Below are 26321 nucleotides of genomic sequence, written 5' to 3'. Positions count from 1 at the left end.
TCAGCGCGGCATCGTCTCGTTCTTAAGGGTCCGCTCGGCGCCGGCCACCTGACCGCCCGCCTTAGCAACGAAGCTGTCCGAGCCGACCTTGGTCCACACCAGCAGCGGCGCGGACATGTACATCGACGAATAGGTGCCAACGAAAATGCCGAACAACATGGCGGCGGTGAAGCCGAAGATCACTTCCGGCCCCAGAAGCAGCAGCACGACCAGGGTGATGATGATCGTCAGCGAAGTCATCACCGTGCGTGCAAGCGTCTCGTTGATCGAAAGATCGAGGAGCGGGATCAGCTCCATCTTGCGATATTTGCGCAGATTTTCGCGGATACGGTCATAGATGACGATGGTGTCGTTCAGCGAATAACCGATGATCGTCAGCAGGGCCGCGACGATGTTCAGGTTGAACTCCATCTGGGTGAGCGCGAACAGCCCGAAGGTGAGCGTCACGTCATGGAACAGCGCAAACAGGGCGCCGAGACCGAACTGCCACTCGAAGCGGAACCAGATGTAGATGGAGATCGCCAGCATCGCGAAGAACATCGACCAAGCGCCCGTCTCGAACAGTTCGCCCGAGACCTTGCCGGACACGGTATCCACGCTGCCGAACACCGCATCGGGATGGGCCTTGAGGATCGCCGCCTTGAGCCGCTCGGCGGCCTGGTTCGCGGCATCCTCGCCGCCCTCGGGCAGCGACGTGCGGATGGAGACATCCTGGGCCGAACCGAACTGCTGGATATTCACCTCGCCGGCCACCGCTGCGTCGACCGTGCCGCGCAGCGCATCGAGATTGACGGGTTGCGAGAAGGTGACCCGCATCATCTGACCGCCGACGAAATCGACGCCCAGATTGAGGCCGCGCGTGGCCACCAGGGCAATCGACGCGATGATCGAGATCATGCTGATCGCCATGGCGACATGGCGCCACTTGAGGAAGCCGATGTTGGTGTTGTCCGGGACAAGCTTGAGCAAGCGCATTGGTCTTGTGCCTCAGATCGTCAGTGTCGTCGGCCGCTTGCGCAGCCAGAAGGAAGCGAACAGGCGCGTCACCGTCACGGCCGTGAAGACCGAGGTGAAGATGCCGATGGTGAGCACGACCGCGAAGCCCTTGATCGGCCCGGAGCCGAAGTAGAACATCAGCGCGGCGGCGATCACGTTCGTCGTATTGGCGTCAAAGATCGCGCGCTGCGCTTCCTTATAGCCTGTCTCGACGGTCTGCATGATGCTACGCCCCCGTCGCTGCTCCTCGCGGATGCGCTCGTTGATCAGCACGTTGGCGTCCACCGCCGCGCCGACCGTGAGCACGAACCCGGCTATGCCCGGCAGGGTTAGCGTCGCATTGAACAGCGCCATGATGCCGACGATCATCAGCACGTTGAAGATCAGTGCCAGGTTCGCGTAGATGCCGAAGCGGCCATAAGCCATGACCATGATCAGCAGCACCGCAGCCGTTGCCACGCCGCCGGCGATGATACCCTTGCGGATGGAATCAGCGCCAAGATCCGGCCCGACCGTACGTTCTTCCACCACCGTCAGTTTCACCGGAAGCTGGCCGGAGCGCAGCGCGATCGCCAGCTGGTTGGCGCTTTCCACGGTGAAGTTGCCGCTGATCTGCGCCGATCCGCCGAGGATGGGCTCGTTGATGTTGGGCGCCGAAAGCACCGTGCCATCGAGGATCATTGCGAACGGCTTGTTCACGTTCTGCTGCGTGGTGCGCGCGAACTTGTTGGCACCCGAGCTATTGAAGCGGATGCTCACCACCGGCGCATTGGTCTTGGGATCATAGGATTGCTGGGCGTCGATCAGCTCATCGCCCGCCACCATGGTCTGCCGCTTCACCGCGATGACCGGCTGGCCGAGTGGATTGTCTGGATACGGCACCAGCACGCTGCCCACCGGCGCGATGCCACGCGCCAAGTCGGCCGGATTGGCCGTCGTGTCGACCAGCTTGAACTCAAGCTGCGCGGTCTGGCCGAGCAGATCCTTGAGCTGAGCGGGGTCCTGAAGGCCCGGCACCTGCACGACGATGCGATTGCTGCCCTGGCGGATGATGGTCGGCTCGCGCGTGCCCATCTCGTCGATGCGCTTGCGGATGACTTCCGTCGCCACTTCCATGGCGCTCTCGACGGCTGCGTTGATGCCGGCCTCGGTCGGCGTCACGACGATGGTGCTGCCATCGCGCACCTGCACATCGAAGTCGCGCTGGCCCGTGAGGCCGGCGCCGCGCGTCAGCGGACGGATGCGCTCGACGGCGGCATCCACCTGCGAGGCATCGCGCACCATGAAGCGCAGCGCATTGCCCTGCGTCGACATCTCGCCAATGGCGATGCGGCTATCAGCCCGCCGTAGATCGACGCGGATCGCTTCCTCGATATTCTGGATGCGCTGGCGCGCCACGTCCTTTGTGTCCGCCTCGAGCAGAATGTGACTTCCACCGGAGAGGTCGAGACCGAGATTGACGCGCGCCTGCATGAAGCGCGGCAATTGCGAATAGGTCTGGTCGGGCAGGAAGCTCGGCACGGCATAGAGACTGCCGACGACCAGCGCCACAAGGACGAGCCAGATCTTCCAGCGGGGAAAGTCGAGCATGGCCCGTCAGTCGTTCGCGGGCTTGGCGGTCATCGGATCGACGACATCGCTCAGGGTCGCCTTGACCGCCTTCACCTTGATGCCCTGGCCGAGTTCGACATCCACATAGGTGTCGTCCACCCGGGTCACCTTACCGACGAGGCCGCCGCCGGTGACGACCTGATCGCCTTTCTTGACCGCGCCGATCTTGGCGCGATGCTTCTTCATCTGCTGCTGCTGCGGACGAATGAGCAGGAAGTAGAACACCGCAAAGATCAGGATCAGCGGAACGAAGCTCATGAAGCTGGCCATTCCAGAAGAGCCCGGTGCAGCGGCGGCGAGTGCAAAAGTTGTGAACATTGCGATCCTTGAGCAGGGCAATCAGCAGATGGATGAACAGCGCGCCCCGCAGATGCGGCCTCACGCACACTGTTTCAAGGGCGCGCGGCTAGCATATCGCCCCGGTGCAGGCAACCGAGATCGCCGGGCGCCCTTCCCCCGCGCTGCCGCCGCGTCGCGCGCCGGCCGAGCAAAGCGCGCCGAACAATCGCCCCGTCACCCCGCCCCGCCTGCCGGCCACCAGCAAAATGAAAAATCATGCGCAGGGAGGCGCCAACGGACCTTGCAACTTCCGCGCGATACGCCTAGGAGCGCACCTCCGGTCGGGACGTAGCGCAGCCTGGTAGCGCATCACACTGGGGGTGTGGGGGTCGGAGGTTCGAATCCTCTCGTCCCGACCAAATCAATCACAAACATGGCTGGACTGACCGCGTGACACCTCGCGCGGCAGCGTTTGGGCGAGCCTTGAACGCCGCCTTCAAGAGGGCGTTACAGGTCGTTCGCTGACCGCCAGACTTCAAAACCCCTGAGCTTCAAAGCCGTTTTTCAGGTGCTGAGCGACCGTTATGGGCGGATAGAGCGGCACTTCCCCATCAGCGAGGCAGGAAGGCAGGCACGCGATTTCCTGCTGCGGCGCACCGGTCAGGAAGAATGGCGCAGAATATCGATCCACACCTGCCGTGTTCACCACTCTGTGAACCGAAGATCTGTACCGGCCATTGGTCCAGCGCTCGAACAGATCGCCAACGTTGACGACGAGGCTCCCCGGCAAGGGGGTAGCGTCGATCCAGCCTGCGGCATCGCGATCAAACACCTGCAGGCCGCCGACATCATCCTGAACGAGCAAAGTCAGGCTTCCAAAGTCGGAATGCGCGCCTGCCCCGCGGGCGGCAGCGGAATAATGGACGAGCCGCAAAGCAGCGATTGGGTCCTTACAGAAAGCCGAAAAATAATCGCGCGGCAGATCGAGCGAGGCAGCGAAGCCCGCCATGAGCCGCCGGGCGATATCGTGCATGGCAGTAACATGCGCGAGCATGAAAGCTTTGAAAGCAGGAAGCCCGGCCGGCCACAGATTGGCAGGCTCGTGCACGTCCTCACGCCCAAGATAATATTCTTCCTTCAGCGGTTGCTGGAGCGCGCCTTCGCTGGTGCGACCGCCCATCAGCGCATACCCGCGCCCACCCGGCGTTCCCTGGTTTGCAATGGCGCGTTTTTCGGTCTCCGACAGGGCGAACAGGGATTCGGCGTGTTTCAGCACCAAGCCCAGACGCTCCTGGCTGAGGCCGTGACCGACCAAATAGAAGAAGCCGTGCTGCAGGCTCGCTTGTTTCAGGCGCTCAACCGCGGTCCTTCTTATGCTGGTATCGTCGCTTTCCAGTGCCGACAGATCGATGATCGGAAGCGCAAAGTCACTCATCTAAGGATGCCCATCTTCATAGATACCAGCGCAGCCAAGTTAGCCTCATCTCGAAGAGGCCGGTTGTGCAATTTGGGCATGGTGACCGTACCGCTTTTGAAACAGCGGGTTGATCAGCAATATGCGAACTGGGACGGAAGGAGTCCCTTATGCCGTTTATCCGTTCGTTCGATCAGGCCCGGCTGAATGTCATGGTCGAGGGTCCGCAAGATGCACCAGCGATCCTCTTTGCGCACTCCGTCGGTTGCGATCTGACCTTATGGGACCGGCAAGCAGCAGACCTCAACGACCGATACCGCATCATTCGCTACGACACACGCGGACATGGCGCGAGCGATGCTCCCGAAGGGCCTTACAGCGTCCAGCAGCTTGCGGGTGACGCGAGCGCCATATTGGACACGCTTGGGGTCGAACGGGCGCATCTGTGTGGACTGTCACTTGGCGGAACGATGGGCCAGTTCATGGCCCTTAATATGCCGAAACGACTGGCCAGCTTGACGCTATGCGACACAGCGGCCCGGCTGGGAACGGTGGAAGGCTGGCAGCAACGGATCGACACTGCGCTTTCGGGCGGGATGGAAGCTCTGGTCGACATGTCGCTTCTGCGATTCTTCTCCGACGAGTTCCGCAGCAGCGATCCGGCGACAATCGCTGAGTTTCGCGATACATTCCTCGCCACCCCGGCGCATGGTTTCGCCGGATGCTGCGCGGTCTTGCGCGATTGCGACTTCACACGGGATCTCGCATCGATCGCCGTCCCGACCTTGGTGATGACCGGCCGGAACGATGTGCCCACGCCGCCTTCCGACAGTGAAGCCCTGGCATCCAGCATTCCCGGCGCGCAGCTTGTTCTGCTCGATGCAGGACATATCTCTGCTAGGGAGGACCCTGAAGCCTTCACCGAGGCGCTCCTCACCCATATCGAGCGCAATCAAGCCGTCGATCCAGTTGCGCGATGAGGTCGCCGGCCCAGCGAAGCCTAGCCGTGGCGCAACCTGACGCGTTGCAATTCGCGCAAGCAAACCGGACGGGAATAGCATTACCTGCTTCCGACTTGGCCTGTCACCTTATGCACCGGAATTCCAGGTGCAAAAAAATGGGTGAGCGAGAATGGACGCTATGATTCAGGATGAAGACCGCCTGATCGCACAGGCTGTAGAACTTTCCGAAGTTCCGCTGATCGACTTTTCGCCTTTCCTCAACGGCGACGCCAACGCGCGGCGTGAGGTGGCCCGGCAGATCGCCGAGGCCTGCGCCACCATGGGGTTCTTCTACCTCACGGGCCACGGCGTGCCGACCGAGATGCGACAGGCCGTCTTCGACCGAGCGACGGATTTCTTCCATTTGCCGATGGAGGATAAGGAGGAAGTGCGCGTCAACGACGAACTCAACCGGGGCTGGATCTATGCGGGGGATCAAGAGAAGCTGAACGCGAACAGCCGGGTCTTTGAGCAGTATCGCATCCAGCGAGAGTTCGACCCTGACGACCCGCTGCTCAAAACCGGGAATCCCTTCTACCAGCAGAACAGATGGTCATCCAAGGTCGAAAACTTCGACAAGGATTGCATGACCTATTATGATATAATGTCGCATCTCGCGAAGGAATTGATCCACGCCTTCGCCTTGGGGCTGGACCTGCCGGAAGACCGTTTCGACCGCTACTTCCAGAACTCAACCTCGCAGATCAGCCTGATGTACTATCCTTCCCTCCCCGAAGGCGCAGGCAACGAGATCAAGAATCTGAGCGCCCATGTCGACGAAGGTCCGCTAGTGATCCTCGCCCAGGGTGAGATTGGCGGCCTTGAACTCAAGACGCTGGACGGGCGCTGGATTTCCGCCCCGCCGGTGCCTGGGGCCTTCACGGTCAACATCGGTAACATGATGATGTGGTGGTCGAACGGGCGCTATCGTTCGACGCTTCACCGCGTGCGCAATACCTCGCGCGTAGAGCGCTTGTCGGTGCCCTTCTTCTGGAACGCCGATCACGACGTGGTTGTCGAGCCGCTGGAGGAACTGGTGGCGCGTGACGGTGAAGCGAAGTTTACGCCGGTCCATGTCGGCGCCTTGCTTGGGCGGTTCTACAAATCTTCGGTCTACATACCGTTCGACGACAAGAAATAGGCGCCGCGAGTCACGCCACGCGCGGACGGTCGCGGTGTGGCTGATGCCAGAACGCAATCGCGCCCGGCAAGCCTGAGCCTGCCGGGCGCGATGTTGATCGGTTTAACCGGTCACGCGGCGGGGTTAGCCGCCGCGTGACCCCTTAGAACTTGTAGCCGACCGTCAGACCATAGGTGCGCGGCGGGAGCCAGGTCACGCCGAGAAGGCGGCCTGTCGCCAGAGCGAAGGTGCTGCTCGGGCGGAATACGTCGAACAGGTTCTTGGCCCAGAGCTGCGCGCGGATGCGGCCGTCGTTAGTCTCGTAGGCCAGCGAGGCATCGACCATGGTGTAGGCCGCGCTGCTCTCGATCTCGCGCATATACTCGCTGAAGTAGGTGCGGCTCTTATAGGAGACGTCCACGCTCGGCGTGAAGGTGCCGATGGGCGCGATCACATCATATTCGCCGTGCAGGTTCCACGACCAGCGCGGGCTGTTGCGCGTGTCGTTGCCGGCGAGCTGGATGTTGCCGCCGCTCGGGGCGCCGAAGGCCGTCGGATCGGGGTTGGTCACGGCATTGTAGGGCGTGCCGCCAGCGATATTGGCCGGGTTGAGCGGATCGAGCGTGAGATAGTCGACGAAATGCGCATCCGTGTAGGAGAGCGCACCGCTCAGGCGCAGGCCGGGCATCGGGCGCAGCATCGCGTCAAGCTCGATGCCCTTCGCACGGGTCTTCGCGGCATTCTGGAAGATCGTGGTGTAGCCCGTCGGGCCGCCCGCGATCGTCTTGTTCAGCTGCAGGCCGTTCAGCGTGTAAGCATAGCCAGCGAGGTTCACGGTCAACATGCGGCCGAAGCTCGCCTTGATGCCCGCCTCATGGTTGAACATCTTCTCGGGGTTCACGATGGTGGTGCTGCCTGCGGCATTCTCACCCGAGCCGGCCTTGAAGCCTTCCGAATAGGTGTAATAGAGCAGGATATCCTGATTGGCCTTCCAGACCAGCCCGGCTTCCGGCGTGAAGTCGCGGAAGGTCTTCTCCACATGCGTGCCCGCGGCGGTGTAGCGCAGCACCGGCCCCACCCCGTTGCGGGTGATGATGATGGAGGGGTTCTCCGACTCCACATGCTCACTGCTCCAGCGGCCGCCGAGCTTCACGCTGAGGCCCGAGAGCGCCTCGCTGAACATGCCAAGCCCGATCTCATACTGGCCGAAGATCGAGAAAGCCTCGGTCAGCAGGTTCGAGCGCGTGCAGACGCGCTTGGGCGCGATGATGTTGCTGCCGCCGGTCACCCCGTTGGGCGAGTAACCGCACAGGCCATAGGCCTCGTTCAGATCGATACCGGCAGCCTGCAGCACGCCGATATTCTGCGCCATGCCGGTCCGGTTCGCGAGACCGACATTGTCGATCGGCCGCTGGCGTTCATGGAAGAAGAACACGCCGATGGTGCCGTTCACCCATTCGGACTGCAAGCCAAGCCGCAGCTCGTTGCTCCACTGCTTGCTGTCGATCCGGCGCTCCTGCACCGTGGTCGCCTGACCGTTGGTGGGCAGGCTGTCGATCACCGCCGAAAGATCGAGATCCTGGAACAGCGAGCTCTTGAAGGAGCGATAGTTGGCAATGTTGGTGACCGTCAGCGCATCGTTGAGCGGTACGTTGAGCGTGCCGGTGAAGGCATAGGTCTCGGTCTCGGTGCCCGGGCTGGATTCCGTCGCGAGATCACGCGGGTTGGTCGCATAGCCGCCCACGCCGAGCGGCGCCAGACGCGCCACGCCGGGGAAGGATGCGCGCAGATAGTGGATCGCGCCGGAGGCATCGCTCTGGCGGAAATATTCGCCAGAGACTAGCAGCGTCGCCTCACGGCCAAGGTCGAACTCGAGCGAGGCGCGGCCCATGCGGCGGTTGAGATCGTCAACATCCTTGCCGGACACCGGGTTGACGCCATAGCCGTCGCGGTTCTCGGTCTTGATCGCCAGACGGGCGCGAATACCCTCGGTGATCGGGCCGCTGATGGCGGCTTCGGTCGTCAAAGCATTGTAATTGCCGTAGCCGATGCGGCCATAGCCGGAGAAGATGTCCGTCGGCCGTGCGGTGATCACGTTGATCGACCCACCCACCGCGTTGCGGCCATAGAGCGTGCCTTGCGGGCCGCGCAGCACCTCAATGCGCTCCAGATCGAAGAGCGAGGTGAGCTGGGCCTCGGCGCGGGCCACGTAAGCACCGTCGACGTGGAAGGCCACGCCGGTGGAACTGCCCGTGGTCGAGGTGTTGGCACCCACGCCACGAATGAAGATCTTCGCCTGATTGAAATCGCTGCCGAAGTTCACCGACGGCACGATCGTCTGCAGGTCAGAGATGCTGTTGACGCCAGCGCTGGCGATCCGCTCGGCACCGAGCGCGCTGACAGCCGCGCCAACATCCTGCAGCGATTGCTCGCGCTTCTGGGCCGTGACGATGATCTCCATGCCGTCATCGGCGGCGGTCGCGGTCTGGGCGGCCTGCGGGGTTTGGGCGAGGGCGCTCGTCGAGGCGAGGAGCAGCGCGGGGATGGACGCTTGGATGGACAGGGAAATCCGTTTCATTCTCTCTCTTCCGTTTCTGTTATGCTGGCCCTGCGGGATGGGCATGCATGTTCAATGCGCCCGCACTCACTGAATGCAAGACCCGACTGCCCCAAAGGGCAGCGATATCGTTCATTCGAGACACAGGTGTAGCCTTTGCGCCACGGCTCGCTTTGACCCACGTCAAACCGCCCCGCCTTGTCGACACGCGTTGCAAATGCGCATCTGTGCTCGCGAAGGAGGGGCGCCATGCTGGCATGAAGAGCAGCCATGCGCAGTCCGGACGCTACGGAAACGGGAAGCGCCCGAGCCGGCGGTGGCCGGCTCGGGCGCTTGATGATCGGGCGGATCGTCCGGGACGATCCTAAAGAGAGGGAAACGGTGTCGGTGCTATTCGGGGATGGAGCCGTCCTCGTCGTCCATATTCTCCTCGCCTTCATAGGCGCCCATGTCGATGAGGCCGCTGCGATCCATCTGGTTCATCGTGTCCACCAGGTCCGGCGCATCGATGGGCATCACCTGAGCGGGATTCGGCTTGCCGCCATGCTCGGTTTCGGAATCGCCGCGATAGGGATTGGCCTGCGCATCGGCGGCGACATCCTGCGCCTGCGTGCCGCTCTCATCCTGCTCGGCATTGTCCTTGTCGGGATCGTTGAAGTCCAACGGTGGGGTTTTCTGACTCTGCGTCATGGATAGGCCTCCTATAATGCCGGGGACCAAGCCCTCAGCCTTCGGAGGAAGAACGCGCCCCTGCCCCATCGGTTGCCGCGCCCTGCCCCGGCCGCAAGGCGTCCAGTCCAGCCTCGCCCTCCTGGCCGAACAGGCCGCGCACCCGGATTTCCTGCTGCGGCAGCGGGATTTCGATGGCACTCTGGCGCAGGGCATCGTCGATCGCCCAGCAATAGGTCGCCAGCGTGCGCCCCGGTCGTTTGACGGCGGACAGGGTGGGCCAGACGACCAGCTCGAACTTGAGCGCGTTCTCGCCATAGCCGACGAGCCAGACCTGCGTGCGCTTGCGCCCGGCATCCGGCAAGGTCAGCGGCACGGCCTTGGCCGCCTCGATCACGGCGTCGCGCACCTTCTCCTTGTCGGCATTAAGAGCCGTGCGGAAGGGAATGTGGACGCGGCGGGTCATGCGGTTGCGCGTCCAGTTGGTCACCTTGCCGTCGATGAGGTTGGCATTGGGCACGAGCATGTCGACATCGTCATTGGTCAGCACCGCCGTGGCGCGCGGGCCAATGGAGCGTACCTCGCCCATGGTGCCGTCTTCCAGTTCGACGAAATCGCCCACTTCGATGCTCCTGTCGAACAGCAGCACCAGACCGCCCACGAAGTTGCGCACGATATCGCGCAGCCCCAGGCCGATGCCGACACCCAGCGCACCGGCGAACAGGGAGAGCGCGGACAGGTCGACTCCCAGCGCCGACACCGCCGCTGCAAGCCCGAAGGCGACGATGACATAGCGTGCGATCTGCCCGCCGATATGAATGGCGTGGGAGCGTTCCTCCCCCATGGTCTGCTGCGCGCGGCGCACGAACTTCTTGAGCAGCCACACCGCCAGCAGCGCCGTCGAGAAGACGACGATGGCCGAGATGATCGCGCCGATGGTGAGCCCGGACGCCCCGATATAGGCGATGGGTTGGGTCAGCAGTGCATCGGCGCCGTTCAAAGCCACATGGCCTCCTGTGGAGTGACCGCACCGTGAGGGCCGGCTATCGGGATGTCAAATCGGTGGCTTAGTCGAAAAGTTCCGGGCCTCCTCAAGTGCCTCACTTGTCCCGTTGCAAGACAAGCTGTCGCAAAACGGCTTCGCGCGGGGCCATGTCGTGCTATTCCGCAGGACATGGAAAGCCGGCGTGATGCCATTTACTATCAGCAACTCGCCCGGGTGGCGCGCTTGAAGGCCGACAACTGTGGCGATGCAGACGTCGCCCGCCGCCTGCGCGAGGCCGCCATATTGCATGAGCGCACTGCCCGCCGCCTGCAGCGGGAAGGATCGCCGAGCCAGCCCGAAGAATAATGCGCGGCATCGACAGCGTCGATTGAGCCATTCGTCGCGATCAGCTAACGCCTCATGGCCTGCCCGATGAGGAGAGACGATTGAAACGGCGTATTTTTGCTTCAGCCCTGCTCTGTGGCCTCGCCCTCTCTGCGGTGGCGCGCGCGGGAGAGACGCCGTTATATCAGCCCTCGCCGGACTGGGTCATCCCCGCACAGCTTCCCGCGCCGTCCGCGCTCGCCGCGAGCGGCCCCGCCATCCTCATCTTCGACCGCCAGCAACGCATCGCAGACGGCAGCCTGTGGACCTACTCGGACACCGCGCAGCGCATCACCTCGGCCGAACAGCTTAACCAGCTCGCCAACCTCACCCTGCCCTGGCTGCCGGACAAGGGCGATCTCATCATCCACGAGCTGGCAATCGTGCGCGATGGTCAGAGCATCGATCTGCTGGCCGGCGGGCGCACGTTCACAGTCATCCGGCGCGAGCAGGCGCTGGAGCGGCGCGAACTCACCGGGCTCCTGACCGCGACCATGGCCGTCGAGGGCCTGCGCGTGGGCGACATCTTGCGCCTGCGCGCCTCCACCACCGGCAAGGACGCCGCGCTTGCCGGCCATGTCCAGGCGCTGACGCCGTTGATCACCGCGCCGGTCACGCTCGGTCAGGGTCGCCTCCGGACCCTGTGGGACAATGACAGCCCGGTCAAATGGAAGGTCGGCATCACCGGCATCGAGGCCAAGCCAGTCCGCGGCCCACGCTTCACTGAGCTGAGCTTTGCCCTGCCCGGCCCGCGCCAGCCGGAGATTCCCTCCGATGCGCCCATCCGTTTTCAGCCGCTGCCACTGCTCGAGGTCTCTACGTTCAAGGATTGGGCCGACGTCTCCAGGACAATGTCCCCGCTGTTCGCGACGCAGGGCCTGCTCAAGCCAGGCAGCGCCCTGCTGCAGGAGGTCCAGGCGATCATGGCTGCCGAGCGTACGCCGCTCGGCCGCGCCCAGCGCGCCCTGCGGCTCGTTCAGGACCAGATCCGCTATCTGGCGGTCTCCATGGATGGCGGCAATTATGTCCCGCAAACGCCGGAACAGAGCTGGGCGCTACGCTATGGCGACTGCAAGGCCAAGACACTGATGCTCCTCGCGATGCTGCGCGAAATGGGCATTACGGCAGAGCCCGTGCTCGCCCATGCCCAGCTCGGCGACGCCGTCGTAAATCGCCTCGCCAGCCCGGCTGCCTTCAACCACATTCTCGTGCGCGCGCAGATCGATGGCGAATCCCTGTGGCTGGATGGCACGGGCATTGGCTCGCGGATCGAGGATATCCACGACACGCCGCCCTTCCGCTATGTGCTGCCGCTGCGCCCGGAAGGCGCCGATCTTCTGCTGATCGAACCGCGCAATGCTGGCCGCCCCGCCTTCGACCTGACGATGACGATGGATGAAACCGCCAGCATCGATCTGCCGAGCGTGTTCGACCTTTCTCTGGTGTTGCGCGGCCTCGCCGCCATGCAGCTCAACGTCGTGCGCACGCAGCTGGACAGCGAGAAACAGCAGGAGGTGCTTGGCGAGTTCCTCTCCAGCGTGGTCGGCGAGTCCCAGTTCGCGGACATCAGCCTCACCGGAGACGATCAGGCGGGGACCGTGACGATCAAGGCACGCGGCGTCACCGATTCTGAATGGGCGTGGACGGACAAGACCATGCGCCGCGCGGTCGACAAAAGCATCTCGTCGATCAGCTTCGCGCCGGATCGTGCACGTGCGGCCTGGTCCGCCATCCCGGTCGCGACGCCGGCGCCCGAGGGCCGCCATGTTCGCACGACCATCCGCCTGCCCCAGCAGGGCGCGGGCTTCCGCGTTGACGGCGAGCCTGCGCTGGCCGCCCGCATTGCTGGCTATGATTTCAAGCGCGCGCTCAGCCTTGAGAAAGACGTGCTGACCATCGATGAAAATGTCGATTCCACCGGCATCGAGATCCCGGCCAGCGAGATCGGCGCCGAGAAGGACCGTCTTGCCACCGCGCAATCGCAGGCCCCGCGCCTGATCGCCCCGGCCAATGCCCTACGCTCGTGGGACATCACCGGCAAGGACCCCGCCGGCGCGACGCAGATCGCCGCCGCGCAAGCCGTCTACGCCAAGGCCATTGCAGCCAATGCCGACAAGGCCGCCCCCTATCGCGACAGGGCGACATTCCTCCACGCGATCAACGATCGCAAGGGCGCCCTGGCCGATGTGGGCAAGGCCATCACGATCGAGCCGGACATCGACCTCTATCTGATGCGCAGTCAGATCCACAAGGAAATGGGCGACCTCAAGGCCGCGCTGGCCGATGCCGAAGCGGGCCGCGCGCTCGACCCCGCATCCGTGAATGCGGTGTTCAGGGTCGCCAACCTGCGCGCCGAAAGCGGCGATCTGGACGGCGCGGTTGCCCTGCTGGATCAACGCATCGCGCTGGGTGGCGAATCCCGCCGGACCTTCCAGGAGGGCAAGGCTGACATCATCGGCACTTATGGCGATCCGGCGACGGCGCTCGCGCTTGTCGACACGCTGCTGGAAGACCGGCCGGGCACGCCATCGCTGCTCAACATGCGCTGCTGGATCAAGGGGACGCGGCAGGTCGAGATCGAAACCGCCGCGAAAGATTGCACATCGGCGCTGGAGCTGAGCAACAGCCCCTATGGCATTCTGGATAGCCGTGCCGTCGTCTCCTACCGTCTCGGCCGGTATGAGGACGCACTCCGCGATCTCAATGCCGTGCTGAATGCCGTCCCCAATCTCGCCGAAAGCCGCTTCATGCGCGGCGTCGTCCTCGCCCGCATGGACCGCGGCGCGGAGGGCCAGACCGATCTCGCCATCGCCCGCCGCATCAAGCCGCGCATCGACACGGACTATGCGCGCTTCGGCATTGCCCCGTAAGGCAAGGTGGCGAGCATCGAGCACCAGCCTATCCCACCTTCGTCACCCCGGACTTGATCCGGGGTCCAGCTTTCTTGGTGGGATGCTTGAACCTTCGGCTGCATTGAAGCAGCGGGACCCCGGATCAGGTCCGGGGTGACGAGGGAGGAGGTCGCGACCGACGGATGTCCCAACCGGCGCCCGCAAACTCTCAAGCGCGCGCGAGCAGGCCTTCGGTCAGTCCTTCGAACATCCGGCGCCCATCGGTGCTGCCATGGGTCTTCTCGATCGCGCGTTCGGGGTGCGGCATCATGCCGAGCACATTGCCGCCCTCGTTGAGGATGCCGGCGATGTTCCGGGCCGATCCATTAACGGCCTCGGCGTAGCGGAACGCAACGCGGCCCTCTCCTTCCAGCCGATCCAGCGTCTGCGCATCGGCAAAATAATTGCCGTCATGATGCGCAACTGGGATGTTGATCGTCTGGCCGGCCTCATAGCCGCTGGTGAATGCGCTCTGGCTGTTCTCCACGGTCAGCGCCACGCTGCGACAAACGAAGTGGATGCCGGCATTGCGCATCAGCGCGCCCGGCAGCAGCCCCGCTTCGGTCAGCACCTGAAAACCGTTGCAGATGCCGAGCACATAGGTGCCACGCGATGCCGCCTGGGCAACGGCCTGCATGATCGGCGAGCGCGCCGCCATGGCGCCCGAGCGAAGATAGTCGCCATAGGAAAAGCCCCCGGGCACGCCGATGAGGTCCAGCCCCTCCGGCAATTCCGTCTCGCGATGCCAGACCATCTCGGGCTTGGCGCCGCTCACGGCTTCGAAGGCCACGGCCAGATCGCGGTCGCAATTGGAGCCCGGGAAGACGATGACAGCGCTTTTCATCGGAAACGTCCTTCCTGTCGCCGGCTCAGCCGATCGCCTCGATGCGGTAATTCTCGATCACCGTATTGGCGAGCAGCTTGCGGCACATGGCGTCGATCTCGTCCTCGCTGGTGCCGTCGGCCAGATCGAGCTCGATGAGCTTGCCGGCGCGGACATCATTGACGCCGCCAAAGCCCAGCCCTTCCAGCGCGTGCTGGATCGCCTTGCCCTGCGGATCGAGCACGCCGGATTTCAAGGTGACGAACACGCGGGCTTTCATCGGGACTGTCCTTGTCATGTTGATCGGTGATGGTGATCGGATGCGCCGGCCCTAGACCCGGTCTTTCGTCGCCGCAAGGGGTGAGCGCGCGTCGATGCGCTGCGCAGCCAGCGCGTCGCGCCGAAACCCGTCGAAGCAGCGCCCGCCGACGCGCGCCAGCTCCGCCTCGCCCAGATGCAGCACGGCGTCAGTCCGCCCGGCGCCGAACAGATCGGCAAAGGCGGTCTCGTAGCGGCTGGAAAGGCCCGGTTGCGCGGCCTCCAACTGGCGGGGCAGCCATTTGCCGGCGCCATTCCAGCAGTCGCGGGTGCGCAGGCTCAGATCCGCCAGCAGCGGGTGGAGTCGCGCGCCGATGGCCACCTTCTCGGCGCGGCTGCGCTCGCCGCGCAGATCGTCCAGCGCGTCGGTGATCTGGTAGCGCAAATCTTCGAGCGCCTCGGCACTCAGCGGCCTTGGCCCCGCCGCCAGCCGCGCCGCGACCTTTGCCTGCAGCACCTTGCCCAGCGCGATCCGCCGCCCGATCACTTCGCCCTCGGCCACCATGGAGAGCAAAGATGGGCGCCCCTTGGCAATATCCTGCTCCATGAACCAGGCGAGCGTGGAGGGATCGTGCACGAACATTTCAACCGGCACGCCCTCGACCGTCTCCGATTCCCGATGCGCCAGGGGCAGCGCGCGATAGACCACCACCAGATCGATATCCGACCAGGCGCGCCCTTCACCGCGCATGATGGAACCGGCCACAAAGGCGTAATCGGCTCCGGGAAAGCGTTCGAGAAAAATGGACTTGGCAATGGCCAGCGCGCGCGCGGGATCGGTCATCATGATGGCGGCGCCTTATCAGCCCCGCGCGCGGAAGAAAATGCGCCTGAGCCAGAGCGGATCGGGTTTGAGGTGGCGGCGGACTGGGGCGGATCGGAAGCCCAGGCGCGGACAACTTAGCCCCCACGAACGAACGCGCCCTTCTCCCTCCCTCCGTCATTCCCGCGAACGCGGGAATCCAGGTCAGTGCCGGCGCATTAAGGCGACGTCGAAGCTGGATTCCCGCGTTCGCGGGAATGACGAGGGTGAGGGGCGCTATGAAAGCAACCGTGAAGCGGTGGCTGGCCTACCGAATCCGGTAAAAATCCCCCACCCGATCCAGCGCGAAGCCCAGCACCAGCTTGCCCGCCCGCGCCGGCCAGCCGAGCGCGCGTTCGGCGGCGACGAGGCTTTCGCACGCGCAGACGACCCGCCACAGGATATCCACCAGACCGGGGCCAGCCGCCGCCAGCGCGCCATTCAGCCGATCGCGCGCGCTCATTCCGGCGAGCGTCGGCGCTTGGCCGGGCGCCCCGCCCCGCCCAGCGCGAACGGGTACAGCCGCCAGATCCCAGTTCATCGTCACGCGCGCACCCATGCCGGCCCGTTCCCAATCGCGGCGCAGCGCCTCGGCGGCATCGAACTGCCGCTGGCTCAGCATCCCACGGGCATGGAGCCAGCTCGTCGGCGATTCTGCCATGTTGACCATCACGCGCTCGCGCCGCCCATCGGGTCCTTCGATCACTCGTTCCACTGTCTTACCGCGCCGTTCAGCCATGCCCTGCGTCTCCCGTTTCGAGTCGCAAAGACCATTGCCATGTGGCGACAAATGTAGGACATAGCGAACCGATGAGGTTAACAAATCAGGTGAGCCGATGATTACGAGGATCAGGGAAGTCCGCAAGGCGCGAGGCCTCACGCTGGAGGGAGTGGCGGCCCGCTGCGAACCCCCAACCACGGCCCAGACCATCGGTCGCCTCGAAACAGGCACGCGAACCGTATCGGTGAAATGGCTCAACCGTATCGCCGCCGCGCTGGATGTGCAGGCCAGCGATCTGGTCGATCTGCCCGCCAGCGAGAAAGTTCCCGTCGCCGCGCTGGTCGGCCCAGACGGCGCCGGCGCGCCCAGCCGCCCGCTCACGCTGGTGCCGCCCGCCGTGCCCAAAGGCGCGCTTGGCATCCGCATGACCGCCGCGCTTGGCGATTACCGCGCCGGAGACGAATTGTGGTGCGAACCCCTGCCGCCGGAGCGGTTCGCCGACGCGCTCAACCGCGACGTGCTGGTGCCCCGCCCCGCCGGCCGCTTCCTCTTCGGCCGCCTCATCGGCCGCGACGGCGCCATGCTCCACCTCCTCCCGCTCGGCATCGGCATGCGTCAGCAAGTGGTGAACGACCCCGCCTGGATCGGCTTGCCGGTGCGGCTGATCCGGGATTTGTGAGGTGTACCGTTTCCGCTGAGCCAACTTGCCAAAGTTAGTGTTATCCACTAATTTGATCGGATGGACAAAGCGATCACCGCCAGCGAGGCCAACCAACATTTCTCAGAACTTCTTCGCGAAGTTTCGGAGGGCGAGAGCTTTACCGTGATGTCACGCGGACGACCCGTTGCCCGTGTCCTCCCCATCGATCGGCATCAGGAAGCACAGTCGGTCCGCAATTTGCTCGCATTTGTGGCCGATCTACCGGTCCGCCACGCCGGGGCATGGTCGCGTGACGATCTCTACGAATGAGCCGCATTGCGCTCGACAGTAACATCCTCGCCTATCTCGCAGGGGTGAGCCGCGCCCCGGAGGATGACCCCAAGATCGCAAAGATCCGCGCATTGGTGGCGCAGCTTGCCGAGGTGGCAAGCCTCATCGCACCGGCACAGACCCTCGGCGAACTGTTCGTCGTCCTGCGCCGCAGCGGCGCCAGTGCCGACGAGGCCCGGGCCATCCTACTTGAATTCGCGAGCGCATTCGGCAGCTCGGCTTCCGAGGCGCGCACTGCTCTGGCGGCGGCCGATCTCGTGGTCGATCACAAACTGCAGTTCTGGGATGCCCTGATTGTCACGGCAGCGGCGGAAGGGGGCTGCAGCCTGCTCCTGTCCGAGGACATGCAACACGGCTTCGTCGCGCGCGGCCTGACTGTCATCAACCCGCTGGCACCCACAGGGCACCCGAAGCTCAAAGCCCTGCTGAAAACCGCGCCCCGTTAACGCGCCAGCGCTTACTCCGCGGCGTTCGCCACGCCCGCCGCACCCGGCTCCGCCACCGGGATGGTCCAGATCGTCACATTCATGAACATCACCACTGCCGCGGCGATCATCAGCCAGCCGCGCTTGGCATCGTGCCGCCAGCCGATCATGTAGATGCCGCCCACGCCCAGCGCGATGCCGGCGAGCATGAGGATGGAGAGAATGGTCCCGCTCATGGCCGCCCGATAGCGCCAGCCGCGCAGCCACGCAATCCACGGTGGCATTCTGGGCCCGTGGATACTAGATAGCGGCGCGAAGCCGACTCGTTCAGATTCAGAGTTGGGCCGGGGACCTTCTGCCATGCGTATCGCCATCGCTTCCGACCATGCCGCCACCGAGCTCAAGGCCGCACTGGCCGATTGGTTGCGCGAGCAGGGTCATGATGTGAACGATCTTGGCCCCGCCGCGGGCGAGAGCGTCGACTATCCCGATTATGGCTACAAGCTGGCCGCCGAGATCGCCGCCGGGCGCGCCGAGCGCGGCGTGGCGCTGTGCGGCTCGGGCATCGGCATTTCCATTGCCGTCAATCGCGATCCGGCCTGCCGCTGCGCGCTGGTGAGCGAGCCGCTCTCCGCCCAACTCTCGCGCGAGCATAATGATGCGAACGTGATCGCGATGGGCGCCCGCCTGATCGGCCCGGAAATGGCCAAGGCGTGCCTTACCGCTTTCCTCACCACCGAATTCGGCGGCGATCGCCACGCCCGTCGCGTCGGTAAGCTCGGCAATCCGCCGGCGCTCGCCACGACGGCGTGATGCCGCGCCCGATCCGTTGAACACAGACGTCTGATAACAAGGAACATCCGCTCATGACTGCCTCGCCAGCCGCTGCCGATCTCGACAACCAGCCCGCCGTCCGCGCTCAGGGCTTTTTCTCGACCGGCCTTGCGGACGCCGATCCGGAGGTTTTCGCCGCCATTCAGGGCGAGCTCAAGCGCCAGCAGGACAAGATCGAGCTGATCGCCTCCGAGAACATCGTCAGCAAGGCGGTGCTGGAAGCGACCGGCAGCGTGTTCACCAACAAATATGCCGAGGGCTATCCCGGCAAGCGTTATTATGGCGGCTGCGAGTGGGCCGACGTGGTGGAGAACCTCGCCATCGAGCGCGCCAAGAAGCTCTTCGGTTGCGACTTCGCCAACGTGCAGCCCAATAGCGGCAGCCAGATGAACCAGGCAGTGTTCCTCGCGCTGCTCCAGCCGGGCGACACCTTCATGGGCCTCGATCTCTCGGCGGGTGGCCACCTCACCCACGGCTCGCCGGTCAATATGTCCGGCAAGTGGTTCAACTGCGTGTCCTACGGCGTGCGCAAGGAAGATCAGCTGCTCGACATGGACGAGGTGATCGCCAAGGCCCGCGAGCACAAGCCCAAGCTGATCATCGCGGGCGCCACGGCCTATCCGCGCGTGTGGGACTTCGCGGCCTTCCGGGCGATTGCCGATGAAGTGGGCGCCTATCTGCTGGTCGACATGTCGCACTTCTCCGGCCTCGTCGCTGGTGGCGCGCATCCCTCGCCCTTCCCGCACGCCCATGTCGTGACGACGACGACGCACAAGTCGCTGCGCGGCCCGCGCTCGGGCATCATCCTCACCAATGACGAGGCGCTCGCCAAGAAGTTCAACTCGGCTGTGTTCCCCGGTCTGCAGGGCGGTCCGCTGGTGCATGTCATCGCCGCCAAGGCCGTCGCCTTCGCCGAGGCGCTGCAGCCGGAATTCAAGGCCTACGCCCACCAGATCGTCGCCAATGCCAAGGCGCTGGCCGCCAGTCTCGCTGATGCCGGCGTGGCCGTCGTCTCGGGCGGCACGGACAATCACCTGATGCTGATCGACCTGCGCTCGCGCAACACGACCGGCAAGGCCGCCGAGAAGGCGCTGGATCGCGCCTATATCACCTGCAACAAGAACAGCGTGCCGTTCGACACGGCGAGCCCCTTCGTCACCTCCGGCCTGCGCCTCGGCACGCCGGCGGGCACGACGCGCGGCTTCCGCGAGGCGGAGTTCCGCCAGATCGGCGGCTGGATCGCCGAAGTGGTCGAGGGCCTGCGTCGCAATGGCGATGAAGGCGATGGCCAGATCGAGGCGCATGTGCGCGAGAAGGTGAAGGCCCTCACCGCCGCCTTCCCGATCTACTGAGCAAGGACCGCGACCGATGAGCAAGCCCGACGATATCGCCCAGCGCGCCAAGGCGGAAGCCACCGGCATGGCCAAGCAGGGGCTTGCCCATCCCTCCACCAAGCCAGTGCTGACAGGTGCCGCGATTGGCGCGGTGGCCGGGCTGGTCCTGCCGGTGGTCTCGCTGCCGCTCGGCCTCGTGGCCGGCGCCGGTATCGCCTTCTGGCAGAGGATTCGCCGCTAAATGCGCTGTCCTTATTGCGCCCATGAAGACAGCCAGGTGAAGGACAGCCGTCCCACCGAGGACGGCGCCGCGATCCGCCGCCGCCGCCAGTGCGAAGGCTGCGGCGCGCGCTTCACCACCTTCGAGCGCATCCAGCTGCGCGACATCGCCGTCGCGAAATCGAACGGCACCAGCGAGCCCTTCGACCGGGACAAGCTCGCGCGCTCCATCGAAATCGCCTGCCGCAAACGGGCAATCGACACGGTGCGCATCGAGCGGCTGGTCTCCGGCATCCAGCGCCAGCTCGAAACCAGCGGCGAGACGGAAGTCCCGGCCGCCCGCATCGGCGAACTGGCCATGGAAGGCCTCAAGGGCCTCGACAGCGTCGCCTATATCCGTTTCGCCAGCGTCTATCGCGACTTTACCGAGGCGAAGGATTTTGAGTCCTTCGCTGGGTCGATCCGTGAGGTTGGCCGGGAGTGAGGCACCACGTCGCCCTCACCCCGTTCGCCCTGAGTAGTCACTGAGCCTGTCGAAGTGGCGTATCGAAGGGCCTTGCCATGAGCTTCTACACCTATCTGCTGAAGTGCGCGGATGGCAGCTATTATGCCGGCCATACGGACAATCTGGACCTGCGCATTGCCCAGCATGAGTCTGGATCAATTGTCGGCTACACAGCAACGCGCTTGCCAGTCGCTCTTTCGTGGTCGGAATCGTTCGGAACGCGCGAGGAAGCATTGAGTGCGGAGCAACAGATCAAGGGCTGGTCACGCAAGAAGAAGGAAGCGCTGATCGCGGGAGATTTTGCGGCCCTCAAGGAAGCGGCGCGCAAGTCCTTCGATACGCCGCTTCGACAGGCTCAGCAGCAACTCAGGACGAACGGGGAAGAAACAGCCGCATTTCCTTCCGTCAGCGCTCCTGCCTCGCCTGCGCTCAGCTCGGCCCTTCGACTTCGCTCAGGGCGAACGGAGGAAAGTGAGCAAGTACAAGGGCATGACACCCCACGCCCCGTCATCGTCCTCGTCCGCCCTCAACTCGGTGAGAACATCGGCAAGGCGGCACGGGCGATGCTCAATTTTGGGCTGACCGAGATGCGGCTGGTTACCCCGCGCGATGGTTGGCCCAATCCGGCGGCAGGCCCCGCAGCCGCGGGCGCGGACGAGGTTCTGGCCAACGCGCAGGTGTTCGAGACGCTGGCCGATGCCGTCGCGGACTGTCCGCATGTCTATGCCACCACCGTGCGAAAGCGCGGCGTGACCAAGCCGGTCGTAACGCCGGAAGAAGCCGCGCGGGATATCCACCTTGCGCAGGGGCGCAGTGCCATCGTCTTTGGCCCGGAGCGTTCCGGGCTGGAAACCGACGATGTCGCGCTTGCCCGGGCCATCCTCACGGTGCCGATCAACCCGGAGTTCGGCTCGCTCAACCTCGCGCAGGCCGTCATCCTGTGCGCCTATGAATGGTCCAAGCAGGCGGCGCTCAGCCAGCCGACCCACACCGACCTGCTGCCCCCCGCTCCGCAGGAAGAGCTGGAGGGCATGATCGCCCAGCTCGATGGCATGCTGGAGCAAGCCGGCTATTTCTACCCGCCCGATCGCGCCCCGGCGACACGGCGCACCCTGCGCGGCGTGCTCACCAAGCCCGGCTGGAACAGCCTCGAAGTGCGCACCCTGCGCGGCGTTCTCTCCGCACTGGCCAATCCGCGCCCGCGCTGACAACAGAAACCTGACACCGGGCGACCGGCCCATTGCCGCCATCTTGCGCGACAAAACCGACGAACCTCCCTGCCATCGCGGCCAGCCGTGCCACCACTCTGGTGCCCGAGCGCTTTCTTGTTCAAGGCTGGTGCGCGTCAGGAAGATGAATGAGAACAGACGTTTCGGGTCGTGAACATCATTGGGACTCCATGCGCGCCCTGCTCATGCTGCTCGGCATTCCCTACCATGTCGCCATGGCCTACCGCGCCAATGATGTGTGGATCGTCAATGCGGGCGAAGGTGATCTCATCTTCACGTGGATCGCCGGCATCATCCACCTGTTCAGAATGCCCGCTTTCTTCGTGATCGCTGGCTATTTCGCCGCGCTGCTGCTGATGCGCCGCGCGCCCGGCGCGTGGATGAAGAACCGCCTGATCCGCCTCGGCCTGCCCTTCGTTGCCGCGTTGCTCACCCTCAATCCGCTGCTCAACCTGTTCTGCGAACTCTCCAATTTCAGCCTCTGGGGAGCCTTGGGCTCGCTGGAGAAGAACAGCCTGCAATCCGGCGGATATTGGGTGCGGCATTTGTGGTTCATCATCGTGCTGCTTTATCTTTGCGGTGCGGCCGCCCTGCTCTGCCATCTCGCACCGCGCGCGGCGCAGGCTATGCTTCCCGCCCGTATCGATGACTGGCTTGGCCGGCATATGGCAGCGGCCGTGATCGGCCTCGGCGTCGTGATCGGCGCCTGGCAGGCCGGGGCCATCGAGCTCTTCTATGCCTGGGATTTCGCCACCAACCTGCCCCAGCAAATCCTGCGGATCGACCAGTTGATCCAGTTCGCGCCTTGGTTCGCGCTCGGCTGGCTGGTCTGCCGCGCCCCCCAATTTCGCGCAACACTGCACAAGCCTTCCGCGTCGCTTGCGCTGATCGCCCTTGCCGCCACCCTGCTCTACCTCCAGATCGGACGAGACGTGCATCCAATGACCGAGCGGTTCATCGGCACGATTGCGGCGATCACCATGACGCAGGCCCTCATTGCTGCCATGAAGCGGCTGGCCGACAGGCCAAGCCCGGCGGTGCAGGCGCTGGTGAGCGGGGCCTTCGTGGTTTATCTCGTCCATCTGCCCATTACGGCCGGTCTCGTCGTCCTCGGCCAGCACATCGCCATGCCGGTGGTGGTGAAGGCGGGCATGATCACGGCGCTCACCATGGTACTCAGTTGGGGCTGCTGGCGCATCGTTCAGGCCTCCCCTACCCTGCGTCTGCTGTATGACGGCGTAGGTCCGGAGCTTCCGCGCCTGACCCCACCCCCCGCACGAATGACCGCCACCGCGACGGCGCCTTGACTTTCCGCCCCTCGCCCGCCATAGGCGCGCCTTCGCAATCGGCCCCGCACCCCGGTGCAGCGGCGGCCCTGCCTCTGAAAATGAGTGTCAGGCGAAAGACCGGGATCGACGCCAAACCCTTTCTGGGCGCGGCAGACGTTGTTCGCAATTGAAGGAAAGTCATCATGACGAAGCGCACAAGCGCCAAGTACAAGCTCGACCGTCGCATGGGCGAGAACATCTGGGGTCGCCCGAAGAGCCCGGTCAACAAGCGTGAATATGGCCCCGGTCAGCACGGCCAGCGCCGCAAGGGCAAGATGTCCGACTACGGCATCCAGCTGCGCGCCAAGCAGAAGCTCAAGGGCTATTATGGCGACGTGACCGAGAAGCAGTTCAAGAAGAGCTACATCGAAGCCAGCCGCATGAAGGGCGACACCAGCCAGAACCTCATCGGTCTGCTCGAGCGTCGTCTGGACGCGGTTGTCTACCGCGCCAAGTTCGCGCCGACGATCTTCTCGGCCCGCCAGATCGTCTCGCACGGCCACATTTATGTGAACGGCGTGAAGTGCAACATCGCCTCGCGTCTGGTGAAGCCGGGCGACGAGATCACGCTTGGCAAGAAGGCGCAGGAAATGGCGCTCGTTCTCGAGGCTCAGAGCCTGCCCGAGCGCGACATCCCCGACTATCTCGCCCCCGATGGCGCCACCAAGATCACCTACACCCGCGTCCCCACGCTGGACGAGGTGCCCTATCCGGTGAAGATGGAGCCGAACCTGGTCGTCGAGTTCTACTCGCGCTGATCGATCGGCCTCTCAGGCAGATTTCAAAAAAAGGCGGTCCGGCAACGGGCCGCCTTTTTTCATTATTCTGAACCGGCGCCCTGCCGCTTGAACGCACCCGGAGGCGATGCCATGAGGAGGGCTAACAATTTGAAAGCTCTGTCATGCGCCCCGTTCTTGCCCTGCTCGCCTTACCGCTCATTGCCTTGGCAGGATGTCATTCCCGAGACGTTGTGCAGAGCAGTGCGACGACAGCGCCCGCGCCGATCGCCCAGACGCCGACATCCGACTTCATCCTTCCGGCTCCGCAACCCGGCCGCCTCATCGACATAAACTTGCTCAAAAGCATCACGCGCACCCTGTCCTCGGACGCTTTCGAAGGGCGCGCGCCCGGGACTGCCGGCGAGGAAAAGACCGTCTCCTATCTCATCGCCCAGATGCGCAAGGTTGGCCTGAAACCCGGCAACAAGGGAAGCTGGACGCAGGACGTGCCGCTAATCGAACTGACACCCTCGCCGGACATGACCTTGCGGGTCGCCGGGGCCAACACCGCCATCAACCTCGCCTACAAAACGGATATGGTCGCGGGCACCTATCGGGTGGTGCCGACCAGCACGGTGGCGGCCAGCGACATGGTGTTCGTCGGCTACGGCATCAACGCGCCCGAGCGGGGCTGGAACGATTATGCCGGCGTGGATGTGCGCGGCAAGACGGTGGTTATCCTCGTCAACGACCCTGATTACGAGATGGAAGGCCTCGACGGCCCCTTCGAGGGGCGCGCCATGACCTATTATGGCCGCTGGACCTACAAATATGAGGAAGCCGCCCGGCAAGGCGCCGCTGCCGCACTGATCGTTCACGAGACATTCCCGGCCGCTTATCCATGGGACGTGGTCGTCTCCTCCTGGACCGGGCCGCAGCTCAACATCGATGTGCCGGGCGATCATATGGACCAGTCCGCCGCAGCCGGCTGGTTGACACTCGATGCTGCCAAGCGCGTCTTCGCTGCGGCCGGCAAGGATTTCGCGGCGCTCAGCGCGGCGGCCAAGCGCCCGGGCTTCCGTGCAGTGCCCCTGGGCGACCTCAAGGCCAGCATCACCATCAACAACACGATCCGCCGCCAACGCTCCCGCAACGTGATCGGCATTCTCCCCGGCACCAGCCGGCCTGACGATTATGTGCTCTACACCGCGCACTGGGATCATCTGGGCCGGTGCGAACCGATCGATGGCGACGACATCTGCAATGGAGCGGTCGATAACGCGACGGGCACGGCCGCGCTGATTGCGCTGGCCAAGGCTCACCGTGACGCTGGAGCAACTGCGCGCACGCTGGTCTTTCTGGCCGTGACGGCGGAGGAAGCCGGCCTGCTCGGTTCGGCTTATTATGCCGAGAACCCCGCCTTCCCGCTCGCGCGGACGGTGGGAGGCATCAACATGGATGCGCTGAACATGGCGGGCCCCACCCGCGACGTGGTGGTCATCGGCGGCGGCAAATCCGAGCTGGAGCTGTTCCTCGAACGCGCCGTCAAGGATGCCGGCCGCGTCATCAAGCCCGAGCCAGCGCCGGAGAAAGGCAGCTTCTACCGCTCCGACCATTTCAGCTTCGCAAAGCAGGGCGTGCCCATGCTGTATGCCGAGAGCGGCGAGGACCTGATGGATGGCGGCGTGACGGCCGGCCAGGCCGCCGCCGAAGATTACACGGTCCACCGCTATCACAAGCCGCAGGACGAATATGATCCCCGCTGGAATTGGGCCGGCGCGGCAAGCGATCTCCAGCTTCATTATCGCATCGGCCGCGAACTGGCGCAGAGCGACGTGTGGCCCAACTGGTTCCCAACCGCAGAATTCCGGACGATTCGCGACGAGAGCCGGAGTGGAGCGAATGCGCCAAAGTAGACGGAGCGGGTTATTAAGAACCTTTGCGTTAAAACCTTAAATCATCGATTTGTTAAGGCCAGTTGTTCTGAGCAAGCGATGAGTTGTTGCGGTGCAAAAATGAGTTGCGCGAAAGCGCAGCCAAAGCTAGCCCGAAGCGCAAATCAGGGAAATTCCGTCGACATGGCTACTGTTCACCCGCGTTCCTTTCACCCTTCCCGGGTAGACCATGAAAGAACGCTCGAGGCGGGCCTGTCCGTTATCACGCAAG

The 26321-nt window shown here is 64.2% G+C and carries 27 protein-coding genes and 1 tRNA gene; 16 read left to right on the top strand and 12 right to left on the bottom strand.

The genetic code is table 11. The features are described from left to right. The 3 genes from secF to yajC are packed head-to-tail and all read right to left on the bottom strand — an operon-like array spanning nt 1 to nt 2925. A complete protein-coding gene (secF, locus tag M2339_RS04030; RefSeq protein ID WP_264587422.1) occupies nt 1–975 on the bottom strand; it encodes a protein translocase subunit SecF in 975 nt (324 codons plus the stop codon). 12 nt (nt 976–987) lie between these two features. Continuing rightward, nucleotides 988–2586, bottom strand: a complete 1599-nt coding sequence (secD, locus tag M2339_RS04025; RefSeq protein WP_264579153.1) for a protein translocase subunit SecD — start codon at nt 2584–2586, stop codon at nt 988–990. Between the two features lie 6 nt (nt 2587–2592). After that, on the bottom strand, nt 2593–2925 hold the full coding sequence (gene yajC / locus M2339_RS04020) for a preprotein translocase subunit YajC (RefSeq protein ID WP_181559997.1): 333 nt from the start codon (nt 2923–2925) through the stop codon (nt 2593–2595). Between the two features lie 303 nt (nt 2926–3228). Here yajC and M2339_RS04015 point away from each other — a divergent pair. Beyond that, nucleotides 3229–3305: transfer RNA gene (locus tag M2339_RS04015), tRNA-Pro, on the top strand. Between the two features lie 116 nt (nt 3306–3421). Here the strand turns inward: M2339_RS04015 and M2339_RS04010 are convergent. Next, nucleotides 3422–4321, bottom strand: a complete 900-nt coding sequence (locus tag M2339_RS04010; protein ID WP_264587423.1) for an isopenicillin N synthase family dioxygenase — start codon at nt 4319–4321, stop codon at nt 3422–3424. Nucleotides 4322–4512: 191 nt separating this feature from the next. Here M2339_RS04010 and pcaD point away from each other — a divergent pair, with 191 nt between their 5' ends. Together pcaD and M2339_RS04000 are read left to right on the top strand one after the other, a co-directional pair. Beyond that, on the top strand, nt 4513–5280 hold the full coding sequence (gene pcaD / locus M2339_RS04005; protein WP_264587424.1) for a 3-oxoadipate enol-lactonase: 768 nt from the start codon (nt 4513–4515) through the stop codon (nt 5278–5280). Nucleotides 5281–5440: 160 nt separating this feature from the next. Next, nucleotides 5441–6442, top strand: coding sequence for an isopenicillin N synthase family dioxygenase (locus M2339_RS04000; RefSeq protein ID WP_264587425.1), 1002 nt, complete (start codon nt 5441–5443; stop codon nt 6440–6442). A gap of 142 nt (nt 6443–6584) precedes the next feature. Here M2339_RS04000 and M2339_RS03995 read toward each other — a convergent pair whose 3' ends face one another. The 3 genes from M2339_RS03995 to M2339_RS03985 form a co-directional block, all read right to left on the bottom strand. Beyond that, entirely contained in the window at nt 6585–8999 is a 2415-nt protein-coding gene (locus M2339_RS03995; protein WP_264587426.1) for a TonB-dependent receptor, read from the bottom strand. A 369-nt stretch (nt 9000–9368) separates the two neighbouring features. Continuing rightward, a complete protein-coding gene (locus M2339_RS03990; protein ID WP_264573113.1) occupies nt 9369–9668 on the bottom strand; it encodes a hypothetical protein in 300 nt (99 codons plus the stop codon). Nucleotides 9669–9702: 34 nt separating this feature from the next. Continuing rightward, nucleotides 9703–10653: a mechanosensitive ion channel family protein gene (locus M2339_RS03985; protein WP_264606159.1), complete on the bottom strand. Its 951-nt coding sequence runs from the start codon at nt 10651–10653 to the stop codon at nt 9703–9705. A gap of 168 nt (nt 10654–10821) precedes the next feature. Between M2339_RS03985 and M2339_RS03980 the strand changes: the two genes are divergently transcribed. Next, on the top strand, nt 10822–10998 hold the full coding sequence (locus M2339_RS03980; RefSeq protein WP_264587428.1) for a hypothetical protein: 177 nt from the start codon (nt 10822–10824) through the stop codon (nt 10996–10998). An 80-nt stretch (nt 10999–11078) separates the two neighbouring features. Beyond that, entirely contained in the window at nt 11079–13886 is a 2808-nt protein-coding gene (locus tag M2339_RS03975) for a DUF3857 domain-containing protein (RefSeq protein ID WP_264587429.1), read from the top strand. 190 nt (nt 13887–14076) lie between these two features. On the opposite strand, the gene purQ is transcribed toward M2339_RS03975, so the two are convergent. From purQ to M2339_RS03955, 4 genes are all read right to left on the bottom strand, one after another. Then, a complete protein-coding gene (gene purQ, locus M2339_RS03970) occupies nt 14077–14751 on the bottom strand; it encodes a phosphoribosylformylglycinamidine synthase subunit PurQ (RefSeq protein WP_181560005.1) in 675 nt (224 codons plus the stop codon). Nucleotides 14752–14776: 25 nt separating this feature from the next. Continuing rightward, nucleotides 14777–15010, bottom strand: a complete 234-nt coding sequence (gene purS, locus M2339_RS03965; protein WP_264570683.1) for a phosphoribosylformylglycinamidine synthase subunit PurS — start codon at nt 15008–15010, stop codon at nt 14777–14779. Nucleotides 15011–15061: 51 nt separating this feature from the next. Continuing rightward, nucleotides 15062–15835 carry a nucleotidyltransferase domain-containing protein gene (locus M2339_RS03960; RefSeq protein WP_264587430.1) on the bottom strand — a complete coding sequence of 258 codons (774 nt, stop codon included), beginning with the start codon at nt 15833–15835 and terminating at the stop codon, nt 15062–15064. 283 nt (nt 15836–16118) lie between these two features. Next, nucleotides 16119–16589 (bottom strand): DUF6456 domain-containing protein, encoded by a 471-nt coding sequence (locus M2339_RS03955; protein WP_264587431.1) that lies wholly within the window; start codon nt 16587–16589, stop codon nt 16119–16121. A 97-nt stretch (nt 16590–16686) separates the two neighbouring features. Between M2339_RS03955 and M2339_RS03950 the strand changes: the two genes are divergently transcribed. The 3 genes from M2339_RS03950 to M2339_RS03940 are packed head-to-tail and all read left to right on the top strand — an operon-like array spanning nt 16687 to nt 18008. Continuing rightward, nucleotides 16687–17250 carry a helix-turn-helix domain-containing protein gene (locus tag M2339_RS03950; protein WP_181560009.1) on the top strand — a complete coding sequence of 188 codons (564 nt, stop codon included), beginning with the start codon at nt 16687–16689 and terminating at the stop codon, nt 17248–17250. 60 nt (nt 17251–17310) lie between these two features. Beyond that, nucleotides 17311–17541 carry a type II toxin-antitoxin system Phd/YefM family antitoxin gene (locus M2339_RS03945; protein ID WP_264570686.1) on the top strand — a complete coding sequence of 77 codons (231 nt, stop codon included), beginning with the start codon at nt 17311–17313 and terminating at the stop codon, nt 17539–17541. Further along, nucleotides 17538–18008 (top strand): PIN domain-containing protein, encoded by a 471-nt coding sequence (locus M2339_RS03940; protein WP_264587432.1) that lies wholly within the window; start codon nt 17538–17540, stop codon nt 18006–18008. The genes M2339_RS03945 and M2339_RS03940 overlap by 4 nt, the downstream gene beginning before the upstream one ends. A gap of 11 nt (nt 18009–18019) precedes the next feature. Here M2339_RS03940 and M2339_RS03935 read toward each other — a convergent pair whose 3' ends face one another. Further along, nucleotides 18020–18223: a hypothetical protein gene (locus tag M2339_RS03935; RefSeq protein WP_264587433.1), complete on the bottom strand. Its 204-nt coding sequence runs from the start codon at nt 18221–18223 to the stop codon at nt 18020–18022. A 124-nt stretch (nt 18224–18347) separates the two neighbouring features. On the opposite strand from M2339_RS03935, the gene rpiB reads away from it, so the two are divergent. The 8 genes from rpiB to M2339_RS03895 all read left to right on the top strand — a co-directional run bounded on the left by rpiB (nt 18348) and on the right by M2339_RS03895 (nt 26071). Further along, on the top strand, nt 18348–18800 hold the full coding sequence (rpiB, locus tag M2339_RS03930) for a ribose 5-phosphate isomerase B (protein WP_264587434.1): 453 nt from the start codon (nt 18348–18350) through the stop codon (nt 18798–18800). Nucleotides 18801–18853: 53 nt separating this feature from the next. Beyond that, the gene (gene glyA / locus M2339_RS03925; RefSeq protein ID WP_264587435.1) at nt 18854–20173 is read left to right on the top strand and encodes a serine hydroxymethyltransferase; all 1320 of its coding nucleotides are present in this window, start codon (nt 18854–18856) and stop codon (nt 20171–20173) included. 16 nt (nt 20174–20189) lie between these two features. After that, nucleotides 20190–20396: a hypothetical protein gene (locus M2339_RS03920; RefSeq protein ID WP_264585297.1), complete on the top strand. Its 207-nt coding sequence runs from the start codon at nt 20190–20192 to the stop codon at nt 20394–20396. Then, a complete protein-coding gene (gene nrdR, locus M2339_RS03915; protein WP_181560014.1) occupies nt 20397–20858 on the top strand; it encodes a transcriptional regulator NrdR in 462 nt (153 codons plus the stop codon). It abuts the gene before it with no gap. A 77-nt stretch (nt 20859–20935) separates the two neighbouring features. After that, a complete protein-coding gene (locus M2339_RS03910; protein WP_264587436.1) occupies nt 20936–22087 on the top strand; it encodes a TrmJ/YjtD family RNA methyltransferase in 1152 nt (383 codons plus the stop codon). Nucleotides 22088–22236: 149 nt separating this feature from the next. Continuing rightward, complete coding sequence (locus tag M2339_RS03905) at nt 22237–23415, top strand: acyltransferase family protein (protein ID WP_264606158.1); 1179 nt, start codon at nt 22237–22239, stop codon at nt 23413–23415. A 164-nt stretch (nt 23416–23579) separates the two neighbouring features. After that, nucleotides 23580–24194, top strand: coding sequence for a 30S ribosomal protein S4 (gene rpsD, locus M2339_RS03900; protein WP_181560017.1), 615 nt, complete (start codon nt 23580–23582; stop codon nt 24192–24194). A 143-nt stretch (nt 24195–24337) separates the two neighbouring features. Then, nucleotides 24338–26071 carry a M28 family metallopeptidase gene (locus M2339_RS03895; protein WP_264587438.1) on the top strand — a complete coding sequence of 578 codons (1734 nt, stop codon included), beginning with the start codon at nt 24338–24340 and terminating at the stop codon, nt 26069–26071. Nucleotides 26072–26321 lie beyond the last annotated feature (250 nt).

Source organism: Sphingobium sp. B2D3C, assembly GCF_025961835.1.
GTDB lineage: Bacteria > Pseudomonadota > Alphaproteobacteria > Sphingomonadales > Sphingomonadaceae > Sphingobium.
The sequence above is the reverse complement of the archived record's forward strand: the minus strand, read 5'-3'. Positions and strand labels throughout refer to the sequence as shown.